This window comes from Streptomyces sp. NPDC060205, from assembly GCF_042728395.1.
In the GTDB taxonomy this organism is placed as follows: domain Bacteria; phylum Actinomycetota; class Actinomycetes; order Streptomycetales; family Streptomycetaceae; genus Streptomyces.
The window spans coordinates 1-11,299 of record NZ_JBHWZP010000297.1 but is presented as its reverse complement, the minus strand read 5'-3'; the positions used below and the strand labels follow the sequence as shown (position 1 = coordinate 11,299).

Genomic DNA, 11,299 nt, shown 5'->3' with positions numbered 1-11,299 from the left:
GGCCGCGGCGGGCCGCATCGCCGTCTGCGACGCGGAGACGGACGCCGATCTTGACGCCGTCGCCGGAGCCGCGCTGCGCACCGCGCCGGCCATGCGGCTGGTGGGTTCGGGCGGCCTCGCCGCCGCGGTGCGGCGCACGGTGACTCCCGTCGGCTCAGCGGAATCAGCCGCCTCGGTCAGTGCGACCGTCCCGGGCGGTTCAACCGGTCCCCGCGCCACGGCGGATGACGGCGGACGCCCGGCACCCCGGGGCGCAGAGCCGCGGCCCGTGCTGGTCGTCGTCGGCACGGCGGAGCCATCGGCCGTCGAACAGGTCGGACGGCTGGTGCGGGCGGGTGCCGCCCACCTCGCGCTGTCCGAGACCCAGCTCTTCACACCCGCCGGCCCGTTGACGCTGCCGCACCCGTCGTCCGTCACGGTCGTCACCATCGCCCCGCACGTGGCCCCCACCTCGTCGCGCCGGCTGGCGCAGGCGCTGGCCACCGCCGTCGCCACTGCGGTCGAACGTCACTCCGCGCCCCTCGACCTCGTCCTGACCGGCGGCGAGACGGCGCGGCGCACCCTGGACGCGCTCGGCGTGACCGAGCTCGAAGCCCTCGGCCAGGTCCACCACGGCGCCGTACTCTGCGCCGCCCCCGACGGCCGTGCGATCGTCACCCGCCCCGGCAGCTTCGGCGACGCCGACTCGCTGCTGCACATCGTGCGGGCGCTGACATCCGCACACCTCCCGTGAGCCCCGTCTCCTGAACACCGCGCCCGCTGTACACCCCTGATCCCTGCAACGGAAGGCCACCCATGAAGTCAGCCGCCTCTCACGCGGACACCACCACCCTCCCCGTCATCGCGATCACCATGGGGGACGGGGCAGGCATCGGACCCGAGGTGATCGTGGGCGCGCTGCGTGATGCGCCGACCCGGGAACGGTCCCGGCACGTCGTCATCGGGGACGCCGCGCGGTTGCGCAAGGCGGCGCAACTCCTCGGAGTGGCGGAGACCACCGACATCGTGTCGGTCGAATCCCCGGCGCAGGCGGCCTCCACTCCCGGGCGCATCGACGTCATCGACCTCGATGTGCTTCCCGCCGACCTCCCCTGGGGCGAGATCTCGCCGGTGGCGGGCGACGCGGCGTACCAGTACGTGCGCGTCGCCGCGGAGCTCGCGCAGGCCGGCGAGGTCGATGCGATCTGCACGGCCCCTCTCAACAAGGAGGCCCTGCGCGCAGGCGGCCACCACTTCCCCGGCCACACCGAACTGCTCGCGCACCTCACGGGAGTCGACGAGGTGTCGATGATGCTCGCCACCCCCACCGTCAAGGTCATCCACGTCACCACGCACATCGGCCTGATCGACGCGATCGCGAAAATCGAACCGGGTCTGGTGGCCCGTACCGTGCGGCGCGGCCACGAGGCCATGGTGCGGGCGGGGGTCGCGTCCCCCGTCATCGGCGTGTGCGGCATCAACCCGCACGCCGGGGAGAACGGCCTGTTCGGCTACGGAGAGGAGGAGAAGAAGATCGTTCCGGGCCTGGAAGCCGTACGGGCCGAGGGCATAGACGTCCACGGGCCGCTGCCCGCCGACACCGCCTTCTTCCTCGCCGGGCGCGGCGACTACGACCTGATCGTGGCCATGTACCACGACCAGGGACACGGCCCGGTCAAGGTGCTCGGACTCGACGCCGGGGTGAACCTGACCGTCGGCCTGCCGGTCATCCGCACCTCGGTCGACCACGGCACCGCCTTCGACATCGCCGGCACGGGCAGGGCCGACCCCGGCAGCATGATCGAGGCCCTGCGACAGGCGGCCGAGATGGCCCGGAGGCCCTCGTAGGGCGTCCGCAACGCGTAACCGTCTCTGTACTCGGCACTGCCCTTGGCCCCCAGGACCGTGGCGTCACTGATCGGCTCCAGCACGGACATGGACATGGACATGGTGCGCGGGCCTTCGGGCCGGCGGGCCGGAAGGCGGTGCACCGCAGCCGGGAGGCGAGCCGTTCGGCGAGACCGTCGTCCGGCTCGGCCCTGGCGCCACGCGGGGGGCCTGGCGGTGCCGGGCCTCACCGCCGACCGCGCACTCGACCATGCGCTCACCGGCGCTTCGTACCAGCCGCCGCACCGGCCGTGCGTTACCGTCACCTCCGCCGCGGCACCGATTCTCGTATCGGCGACGTCCCAGACGCCCGAGTCCGCGGCCTCGGCCCTCGCACCTGGCTCGGGCACCCGACCGGACCGCACCGCACCGGCTACCGCAACGGCACCTGCCGCCCCGGGCGTTCCGCCACGCCGGTGGCCACACGCCCTGCAAACCACCGGGCGTCACGAGGCCGGCCGTCAGTCGGATGGAGCCGTCCGCGGCCGCACGGAGTCCGCGATGGCGACGAGTGACTGCATCATGGCCTCCGAGGCCGGGCTCAGGCGGCGTCCGGCCGCGAGGGTGATACCGACGCGTGCGCCGACGAGGTCGAGCGAGATCGGCAGTGCGGTGAGCCGGGGGTCGCTCGCGCCGATGAGTTCCGGCAGCGCGGCGACCATGTCGGTCTCCACGAGGAGCTGGCGGATGGTGAGGAACGCGGTCGTCTCTACGCGGTTGGGGGGCAGGGAGCAGTCGTTGCGGTGGAAGAACTCCTCAAGTTCCGCGCGCAGCGCCGTCTCCACCCCCGGCAGGATCCACGGGTAGGCGATCAACTCGTCGAGCGGGATCCGGGTGCGATCCGCGAGCGGGTGTCCGCTGCGCGCGATCACGCGGATGGTCTCCGCGTGCAGCGTCTGCTGGCTCGTCCCCTCCGGAGGAACCGTCGCCAGGCGGCCGATGATGAAGTCGATCTTGCCTGCGACGAGGTCTTCGAGCAGCGCCTCCGGCGTCGCTTCGCGCACGACGATCCGCAAGGCGGGACGGTCCTGCTTGATCCGGGCGATGGCCCGCGGCAGCAGGAGGTTGGAACCCGCGAGATGGGTGCCGATGACCACGCGGCCACGGCTGGCATCGGCGATCTCCTGCAGATGCCGGCTCGCTTGGTTCATCTGCGCAAGCGCCGACCGGGCGTACTGGGTGAAGGCGTCCCCGAACTCGGTGGGCTGGATCCCCCGCGGGCCGCGTTCGTAGAGGGTGACGCCGAGGATGCGTTCGAGATCCTGGAGACTGCGGGTGACCACGGGCTGGGTGACATGGAGCGCGGCCGCGGCGCCGACCACACTCCCCTGGCCGGAGAGCGCCTCGACGAGGAGGAGGTGGCGGAATTTCAGCCGCCCGTCCAACATCCGCGGTATTTCCATACGAGAACGTTAGACCGCCTTGAGTCATGAGGCATAGGTTCACGGCTGTCTGCGTCACCACGGACATACCCGCTGGTGGAGACCGCGGTCCGTAGGCCAGGCGACAGACTTGCTCCGGCAACGGGCCTGATCCGGCAACGGACCGGTGGATCCAGGCCGTGCTGACACGTACCAGGGTCCACCGGTCCCCACTGATCCCCACTGAGCGGATGCCTCTCGGCTGGAGCTCCACCTGCCGAGGGCCGGTTCGCCCGTCAGCGACCGGCAGAGCACGTCAGCGAGCGATCGGCATCACACGTCAGCGATCGGCAGGCACGCGCCCGACCCAGCGCAGCGCGTTGCCGCCGGAGATCGCCTCGCGCTCCGCGGCGCTGAGGAAGTTGGCCTTCCGGAGTACCTGGCCCACGGGCCGTTCGCCCAGCGGGTAGGGATAGTCGCTGCCCAGCATCACGTGGTCCGCGCCGAAGGTGTCGACCAGCGTGCGCAGTGCCACGGGGTCGAAGACGACGCTGTCCACGCTGAACCGGCCGAGGTAGGACGAGGGCGGCAGCTGTGAGGTGGCGATGATGTCGGAGCGGCGATGCCAGGCGTTCTCCAGGCGCCCCAGCCAGAACGCGAACGATCCGCCGCCGTGCGCGAAACAGATCCGCAGCGAGTCCGGCACCCGGTCGAACACTCCGCCGAGGATCATGGCGAGCACGGAGAGATGGGTCTCCGCCGGCATCCCGGTCAGCCACCGCGCCATCCAGCGGTCCAACCGCGGGGAGGTGGGCATGTCCCAGGGGTGCACGAAGACCGGCGCGCCGCGCGAGGCCGCGTGCTGAAGGAAGGTGACGACACCTTCCGCGTCGAGGTCCTGGTCGCCGACGTGGTTGCCGATCTCCACGCCCACATGCCCGGCGTCCAGGCAGCGGTCGAGTTCGCGGCAGGCCGCGTCGGGGTCCTGCAAGGGGACCTGGGCGAACGGTATGAACCGTTCTCTGTCGGGTGCGCAGATCTCCAGGGCGAGATCGTTGAAGATCCGGCAGACCTTGACCGCTTCGGCGCCGCTCAGGTCGTACCCGAAGAACAGTGGTGTGGGCGAGACCACCTGAGCGTGCACCCCGTCGGCTGCCATGTCGGCCAGTCGGACCGACGCGTCCCAGCAGTTCGACTCGACGGCCCGGAACTCGGTCTCCCCCACCATGATCATCGCCTGGCGTTCGGACTCCACCCGCAGCCAGGGCCGGCCGGGACCGAGGTCAGGCCAGGCGGCGGGGACGTAATGGGTGTGTACGTCGATGACATCGGACACCGGATCAGCCCTTACCGGGGTGCAGCGTGCCGCAGTTTCCGCACGTGCGCTGCTCGACGGAGGCGTGGAAGGTCTCGAACACCGGAGGCAGGTCGGCGACGATGTCCCGCACCTGCAACTCGACCGAGTGCACCTTCGTGCCGCACTCCAGGCAGAACCAGCCGAACTGCTCCGTCGTCCCCTCGGGGCGGACGCGCTCCACCACGATGCCGATGGATCCTTCCTCCGGACGCTGGGGCGAGTGCCAGGTGTTGCCGGGCAGCAGCCACATGTCGCCTTCGCGGATGTCCACGCGCTGCGGACCGTCCTCGGTGATCACGTTGACATGCATGTTGCCCTTGACCTGGTAGAAGTACTCCTCGAACGGCTCGAAGTGGAAGTCGAGCCGCTGGTTGGGGCCGCCGACGATCTGCACGATGAAGTCACCGCTGGTGTCCCACATCGCCTTGTTGTTGACCGGAGGCTTCAGCAGGTGCTCGTGCTCGGCGAGCCACTTCGGGAAGTTGAAGACCGGAGGCAGTGACGACGTCATGAGTTCTCCTCGGTGGTACGGCCCGGCCGGCGTACGGCGATGGCCTGGATCTCGATGAGCAGATGCGGGTGGGGAAGCTGGTGGACCGCGACGGTGGTGCGCGTGGGACCGGAGGCGTCGAAGTACTCGGCCCATACGCGGTTGTAGCCGCCGAAGTCGTTCATGCTGACCAGATAGGTGGTGACCTGGGCCAGGTCGTCGAGCGTGCAGTCCACGGCGTGGAGGACGTCACGGATGTTCTCGATCACGGCCCGGGTCTGCGCCTCGATGTCGAGGTCCGTCACCCCCATCGCGTCGGCGCCGGCCCCGGCGAAGGTGTTGTCGGGGCGGCGGCTGCTGGTCCCGGAGACGAACACCAGGTCACCGACGACCTTGACGTGCGGGAATCGGCCACGGGGGGTGGCTTTCCCTTCGACTACGAGGGACTTGTCCTTTGCTTCGGCCACGAGGGATTCGTCGGTCATCGCTCCTCCGCGGGTGTGCCGGTGGTGGTGACGCTGACGGAGCCGAGTCCCGGGACGGTCGCGCTGACCGTGACCCCGCCCGGGAGGGCGACCGCGGCGGTGGCCGCCCCGGCCAGCAGCACGGAACCGGCGGGCAGGACGACGCCCTGGGCCGCGGCCATGCGTGCGATGGCCGGCAGGGCGAGAACCGGGTCACCGAGGATGTCGCTGGTGCTCCCGGTGGCCGCGACCGCGCCGTCGATCTCCAGAGTCACCTGCCGGCCGTCGAAGCGGGCCGCGTCGGAGGTGAGATCGATCGGCTGCCAGGCGCCGGTCACGAACCCGGCCGCCGAGGTGTTGTCGGCGACGACGTCGGTGAGGGAGAACTTGAAGTTCGCGTAGCGGCTGTCGATGATCTCCAGGCCGGGGGCGACCGCGTCGACGGCGGCCCGCAGCTCGGCCTCGGGATCGGCCGAGGCGCGCGGGTCGAACCGCGCACCGAGGCGGAAGGCCACCTCCGGCTCGACACGCGGGTGGATGAAGGCCTCCAGGGCCACGCTGCCACCGTCGGCGTACTCGCCGCGCGCGTGCAGACGGCCGAAGATGACGTCGGAGACGCCCATCTGCAGAGCCTTGGCCTTGCTGGTGAACCCCAGTTTCACGCCGACGAGACGGTCACCGCGGGCCGTCCGCAGATCGGAACCGAGCGCCTGCACACGGTAGGCGTCGTCCAGCGTGAGGGAGGCGGTCGGGCTCAGCTGCGCGATCGCCCGCTTGGAGGTGACGGCCTCGTCGAGTGCCGAGGCGTACCGGGAGAGGGGGGAGGTCGAGTCGGTCACAGGGCCACGCACACATTCGTCGTCTCGGTGTAGAAGTGCAGCGAGTGCTTTCCGCCCTCGCGTCCGATACCGGAGCGGCCCGTCCCGCCGAAGGGGGCCCGCAGGTCACGCAGATACCAGGTGTTGACCCAGGAGAGGCCGACGTCCATCGCCTGCGCCACCCGGTGGGCCCGGTTCAGATCGTTGGTCCACACCGAGGCGGCCAGCCCGTATTCGGTGTCGTTCGCCAGGCCGATCGCCTCCTCCTCGGTGTCGAAGGGGATCAGCGCGGCGACCGGACCGAAGACCTCCTCGCGCACGGTACGACAGGAGTTGTCCAGGCCGGTCCACACCGTCGGTTCGATCCAGGCGCCGTGCGCCAGGTCCTCGCCGAGATCGGGTATGCCGCCCCCGGCGAGGACCTCCGCACCTTCCTGCACGGCGAGGTCGAGATACGCCATCACCTTGGCCCGGTGCCCCTGGGAGATCAGCGGGCCGGTGGTCGTGCCGGCGGCGTGCGGGCGGCCCAGGCGCAGTCCCCGGGCCCGCTCGGCGATCCCGGCCGCCAGTTCGTCGAAGAGACCGCGCTGGACGTAGACCCGCTCGGTGCACAGGCAGACCTGGCCGGTGTTCAGGAACAGCGACCGGGTCAGCCCGTCGAGGGTCCGCTCCAGCGGGGAGTCGTCGAAGACGACGGCCGCGTTCTTGCCGCCCAGTTCGAAGGAGACGGGCACCACGCGCGGCGCGACCGCCTTCATGATGGTCGCTCCCGTGGAGGACTCGCCGGTGAAGGTGACCCCGTCGATCCCCGGGTGCCGGGTGAGGAACTCGCCCGCCGAGCCCGGACCGAAGCCGTGGACGACGTTGTACACGCCGCTGGGCGCGCCCGCCTCGGCGATGACCTCCGCCAGCAGGGTCGCCGTCGACGGGGTCTCCTCGGACGGCTTGACCACCACGGCGTTGCCACAGGCCAGGGCCGGTGCCACCTTCCAGGTGAGCAGCAGCAGCGGAAGGTTCCAGGGCACGATGACGGCCACGACACCGAGCGGCTTGCGCACCGCGTAGTTGAGGGCACCGCGGCCCTCGGCCGTGTCGGTCAGATACGAATCCAGACCGGCGGAGGAGATCGTGTCGGCGAAGGACCGGAAGTTCGCCGCCGCGCGGGCCACGTCCAGTTCGCGGGCGAGCGCCACCGGTTTGCCGGTGTCACGGATCTCGGCGTCCACGAACTCTTCGAAACGCGCCTCGATCCCGTCGGCGATGCGCCTCAGCAGGGCGGCTCTGTCCCGGTCCGTGGAAAGGCCCCAGCGGCCGTCGAACGCCCGGCGCGCGGCCCGTACGGCGGCATCCACCGTCTCCTGCCCGGCCTCGTGCACCACGGCGACACGGGTCCCGTCGACCGGGCTCATCTTGTCGAACGTGTCCGCTCCTTCGACGAAGCTTCCGTCGACGAAGTTCCGGAGCTGAACGACCTCGGTTGGCGAATCGTCACTCATGAGGGGACCGTACGATCGCCTTTCCATGCCCGTCCAATACCGTTCCGGGCTTCGGCCATAGCCGATCAGGCATAGCGGGAGCGGGCTGCGAGGACGGTCAGCTACGCCCGCCGTGCGAAGCCGGACGAGAGGGCACGCACACCCCGGTATGACCGTATGGCGATAGGTGCGGACGAAGTAGGCATTACCCGAGCTGCCGAGGGTCTGGCGATGATACGGACCACTGCGCATCCGGAGCCGTCAGGGCACCGGCCATGACGAGGAGGAGCAGTGCCCGCACATCGAGCAGTCCGTCCGGCGGACACCCGCGAGTTCTTCACCTGTCGACGCCCGGAGGACTATCACCCCGACTGGCCGGGCTTCTATCGGCACGCCGCACACCGCCGCCAGGAGCTGCGCTCACGGGTGCCCCATGAGGTCGACCTCACGTACGGTCCCGACGCCCACCAACTGGTGAACGTCTACCACCCGGGGCCGTCGGCTGTCCCCACCGGCGCCGGATCCGGCGACCGCCCGGTCATCGTGTACTTCCACGGCGGGCGCTGGCGCGAGGGCCACCCGGCCTACTACGACCACCTCGCCGGCCCCTGGGTCGACGCGGGCGCCGTCTTCCTGTCCTGCGGCTACCGGCTCGAACCACGCCACACCATCGCCGACGCCGTCGCGGACGCGGCTCTGGCGGTGGAGTGGGCACGCGCGAACGCCACCCGGTACGGGGGCGACCCGGAACGCATCACCGTGGCCGGGCACTCCGCGGGCGGTCACCTGGCGGCGATGGTCACGCTGACCGACAGCTCCCCCGGTCCGGTGGCGGGCACCGTGTGCATGAGCGCGCCCACCGACCTGCGGGACATGGTCGAAGACCCGGCCGAGGCCCTGCGGCTCAGCCCCGCCCTGCGGGTGAGCCGCGGCCCCGAGCGGGTGGTGGTCTCCTTCGGCGATCCGGAGCCCAACCGCAAGGCGGACGACGACCTGTGGCTGACCCGTCAGGGACGGCTGCTCGTCGAGGCCCTGACCGCCGCGGGCCGGCCACCGGTGACCGTGGCCCTGACCGCGACCGACCACATCGGCACCGCCACCGCCTTCGCCGAACCGAAGTCGGAGCTGTTCGAAGCCGCACACCAGGTAGTTTTCGGAGGCACCCGATGAGACACGACGCAACCACGGCGGCAGGGAGCGGTCGGGCAAGCGTCCTGGCGAGTTTTCGCGGGATGCGCTTCGGCGTGGTGGGATTCGCCTTTCTCGCGGTGCTGCTCGACGGTTTCGACTCCGCGTCGCTCTCCTTCGTGCTGCCCTCACTGGCGGAGCAGTGGGGCGTCGCCTCGGCCGACTTCACCCCGGCGGTGGTACTGACCAACATCGGCGTGGTGCTCGGCTACCTCGCCTCGGGCAGGCTCGCGGTGCGGCTTGGCCTGCGGCGGATGCTCATCGCCGGGACCGTGCTGTTCGCGGTGGGCTCGCTGGCCACCGCCCTGGTGCTTCCCCTGGAGTCACTGACCGCGCTGAGCACGGTCAGGTTCATCACCGGCCTCGGACTCGGCGTGGTGCTGCCCGGCGCCGTCTCCCTCGCCACCGCGCACCACCCGGACGAGCAACGCCAGACGGTCTCCGTCACGGTCACCCTCGGACTCGCCTTCGGCGGGACGGTCGCCGGTGTCTTCGGCAGCAGCATGCTGACGACGGTCGGAGCCACCGGGGTGTTCTGGATCGGCGGCGCACTGCCGCTGCTGCTGGCCGTGCTGATGGGCCGGTGGCTGCCTGCCGCGCCGGCGCCCGGGACCGCGGACGGCGCGCTGACCGCGGCCGGAACCGACGACTCGGCGACCGCCGCGCGCGAGGCGCGAGTCGGAGCGCTGTTCGCACCCGGGCTGCGCGCCGCCACCGTACTGCTGTGGATCTTCGCCTTCCTGGTCTTCATCGCCAGCTACACCCTCCAGTCCTGGGTGCCCACCTTGCTGACCGGGTACGGCTTCTCCGCCTCGCAGGCCCCGATCGGCCTGGCCTTCCTGAGCTTCGGCGGGGTCATCGGCGGCATCGTGCTCCTGCTGCTCGCCGCCCGTAAGGGGATCAGGTTCGCGCTGATGGTGATGCCGGTGATCGGCGCGGCGTCGATGGTCTGCGCGGCCACCGTCGGGACCGACCACACCGCGCTGCTGCTCGCACTCGCCGGTTCCGGCGCGGGTGTCACGGCCAGCCAGATCGGTCAGCTGACCCTCGCGGTGGCGATGTACCCGCCGGCCACCAGGACCGCCGGAGTGGGCTGGGCCGCGGCCCTGGGCCGGGTCGGCTCGATCGTGGGTCCGGCCACGGCGGGTGTCCTCCTCGCGCTCTCGCTCCCCGGCGACGACATCGTGCTGCTGACCGCCATTCCGGTGGTGGTGGCGGCCGTGAGCGCGGCGGTGCTGTGGCGCCTGCCCCACGCGGCCGACCGGACGGGCGGGGCCGAGGACGCGGAACCGAAACAGCGGGAGGTGACGGCACGATGAGTGGTTGGTTCGATCTCGGTGACGTCGCGGTGGTGCCGATCGTGGAGACACCGCGGCTGCTCATCGACCCGGCGGAGTTCTTCCCCGGACACCCGGGCGTGCCCTCCGGCTGGGCCGCAGAGGAGCCCTGGTCCGAACCCGGGCGGGGACAGCTGGTCTTCACCATGCAGGCCTTCCTGGTCGTCACCCCGCACGAGCGGATCCTCGTCGACGCCTGCGTCGGCGACGGGAAGCACCGCGGCAGGCCGGAGTTCGACCGCCTGGACAGCGGCTGGTGGCAGCGGTTCACGGCGACCGGGCTGTCCGCCGACGACGTGTCCACGATCGTCCTCAGCCATCTGCACGTCGACCACGTCGGCTGGGCGACGCGGTGGTCGGACGGGCGCTGGCAACCGGCCTTCCCCAAGGCCCGGCACGTGCTGACCGCTCCGGAGTACGACTACTGGCGCTCGGCGGCGGGGGCCGCGGCGATGACCCGGACCGGCGACTACCTGGCCGACAGCATCGAGCCGGTCGCCGAGGCGGGGCTGCTGGATCTGACACCCCCGGACGCCGGGATCGGCCCGCATGTGCGGCTGTGCCCGGCACCGGGTCACACCCCGGGCAACACAGCCGTCCTGGTCACCGGTTCCCGGGCCCGCCTGCTGCTCACCGGCGACATCCTCCACCACCCGCTCCAGTTGATGGACCCGGACGCCAGCACCCGGTACTGCGTCGACCCCGAACTGTCGGCGCGCACCCGCAGGCGGACGCTGGAATGGCTCGCCGACACGGGAACCGCGATGGTGCCCGCGCACTTCGCGGCCCCGTCCGCCGGCCGCGTCGGCCGTCACGGCTCCGGGTTCACCTTCGCCCCTGCCGCTGATCTCCATCGCCCGGGCCGGTACGTGGTGGCGGGCGAGCCCGCCACCCGATGACGGACCGGCGACGACCGCTGTGCCTCGGAGGACGTCGTCCTCCG

General features: G+C 71.2%; 11 protein-coding genes. 5 read left to right on the top strand and 6 right to left on the bottom strand.

Annotation, left to right across the window (positions count from 1 at the left end):
• Positions 1 to 733, top strand: a 733-nt coding sequence (locus ACFWGJ_RS35075; RefSeq protein WP_387332679.1) for a nucleotide-binding domain containing protein, incomplete at its 5' end; no start/stop codon positions are given.
• Between the two features lie 62 nt (positions 734 to 795).
• Entirely contained in the window at positions 796 to 1,827 is a 1,032-nt protein-coding gene (gene pdxA / locus ACFWGJ_RS35070; protein ID WP_387332677.1) for a 4-hydroxythreonine-4-phosphate dehydrogenase PdxA, read from the top strand.
• 500 nt (positions 1,828 to 2,327) lie between these two features.
• On the opposite strand, the gene ACFWGJ_RS35065 is transcribed toward pdxA, so the two are convergent.
• The 6 genes from ACFWGJ_RS35065 to ACFWGJ_RS35040 all read right to left on the bottom strand — a co-directional run bounded on the left by ACFWGJ_RS35065 (position 2,328) and on the right by ACFWGJ_RS35040 (position 7,852).
• The gene (locus ACFWGJ_RS35065) at positions 2,328 to 3,269 is read right to left on the bottom strand and encodes a LysR substrate-binding domain-containing protein (protein ID WP_387332675.1); all 942 of its coding nucleotides are present in this window, start codon (positions 3,267 to 3,269) and stop codon (positions 2,328 to 2,330) included.
• A 298-nt stretch (positions 3,270 to 3,567) separates the two neighbouring features.
• On the bottom strand, positions 3,568 to 4,563 hold the full coding sequence (locus ACFWGJ_RS35060) for an amidohydrolase family protein (protein WP_387332673.1): 996 nt from the start codon (positions 4,561 to 4,563) through the stop codon (positions 3,568 to 3,570).
• Positions 4,564 to 4,567: 4 nt separating this feature from the next.
• Complete coding sequence (locus tag ACFWGJ_RS35055) at positions 4,568 to 5,095, bottom strand: 3-hydroxyanthranilate 3,4-dioxygenase (protein ID WP_387332671.1); 528 nt, start codon at positions 5,093 to 5,095, stop codon at positions 4,568 to 4,570.
• Positions 5,092 to 5,559 carry a RidA family protein gene (locus ACFWGJ_RS35050; RefSeq protein ID WP_387332669.1) on the bottom strand — a complete coding sequence of 156 codons (468 nt, stop codon included), beginning with the start codon at positions 5,557 to 5,559 and terminating at the stop codon, positions 5,092 to 5,094. Before ACFWGJ_RS35050 ends, ACFWGJ_RS35055 begins: the two co-directional genes overlap by 4 nt.
• Entirely contained in the window at positions 5,556 to 6,377 is an 822-nt protein-coding gene (locus tag ACFWGJ_RS35045; protein ID WP_387332668.1) for a 2-keto-4-pentenoate hydratase, read from the bottom strand. Before ACFWGJ_RS35045 ends, ACFWGJ_RS35050 begins: the two co-directional genes overlap by 4 nt.
• Positions 6,374 to 7,852, bottom strand: a complete 1,479-nt coding sequence (locus ACFWGJ_RS35040; protein ID WP_387332666.1) for a 2-hydroxymuconic semialdehyde dehydrogenase — start codon at positions 7,850 to 7,852, stop codon at positions 6,374 to 6,376. Before ACFWGJ_RS35040 ends, ACFWGJ_RS35045 begins: the two co-directional genes overlap by 4 nt.
• Before the next feature lie 270 nt (positions 7,853 to 8,122).
• Here ACFWGJ_RS35040 and ACFWGJ_RS35035 point away from each other — a divergent pair, with 270 nt between their 5' ends.
• From ACFWGJ_RS35035 to ACFWGJ_RS35025, 3 genes are read left to right on the top strand one after another with little or no spacing between them, the layout of a single operon-like run.
• Positions 8,123 to 9,001 (top strand): alpha/beta hydrolase, encoded by an 879-nt coding sequence (locus tag ACFWGJ_RS35035; protein WP_387332664.1) that lies wholly within the window; start codon positions 8,123 to 8,125, stop codon positions 8,999 to 9,001.
• Positions 8,998 to 10,338: an MFS transporter gene (locus ACFWGJ_RS35030; protein WP_387332662.1), complete on the top strand. Its 1,341-nt coding sequence runs from the start codon at positions 8,998 to 9,000 to the stop codon at positions 10,336 to 10,338. The genes ACFWGJ_RS35035 and ACFWGJ_RS35030 overlap by 4 nt, the downstream gene beginning before the upstream one ends.
• A complete protein-coding gene (locus ACFWGJ_RS35025; RefSeq protein ID WP_387332660.1) occupies positions 10,335 to 11,255 on the top strand; it encodes an MBL fold metallo-hydrolase in 921 nt (306 codons plus the stop codon). Before ACFWGJ_RS35030 ends, ACFWGJ_RS35025 begins: the two co-directional genes overlap by 4 nt.
• Positions 11,256 to 11,299: the final 44 nt, after the last annotated feature.

Bases quoted from the DNA above. Each gene is read 5' to 3' on its own strand.
- pdxA (WP_387332677.1), top strand. From the start codon at position 796: ATGAAGTCAGCCGCCTCTCACGCGGACACCACCACCCTCCCCGTCATC.
- ACFWGJ_RS35065 (WP_387332675.1), bottom strand. From the start codon at position 3,269: ATGGAAATACCGCGGATGTTGGACGGGCGGCTGAAATTCCGCCACCTC.
- ACFWGJ_RS35055 (WP_387332671.1), bottom strand. From the start codon at position 5,095: ATGACGTCGTCACTGCCTCCGGTCTTCAACTTCCCGAAGTGGCTCGCC.
- ACFWGJ_RS35050 (WP_387332669.1), bottom strand. From the start codon at position 5,559: ATGACCGACGAATCCCTCGTGGCCGAAGCAAAGGACAAGTCCCTCGTA.
- ACFWGJ_RS35040 (WP_387332666.1), bottom strand. From the start codon at position 7,852: ATGAGTGACGATTCGCCAACCGAGGTCGTTCAGCTCCGGAACTTCGTC.
- ACFWGJ_RS35030 (WP_387332662.1), top strand. From the start codon at position 8,998: ATGAGACACGACGCAACCACGGCGGCAGGGAGCGGTCGGGCAAGCGTC.
- ACFWGJ_RS35025 (WP_387332660.1), top strand. From the start codon at position 10,335: ATGAGTGGTTGGTTCGATCTCGGTGACGTCGCGGTGGTGCCGATCGTG.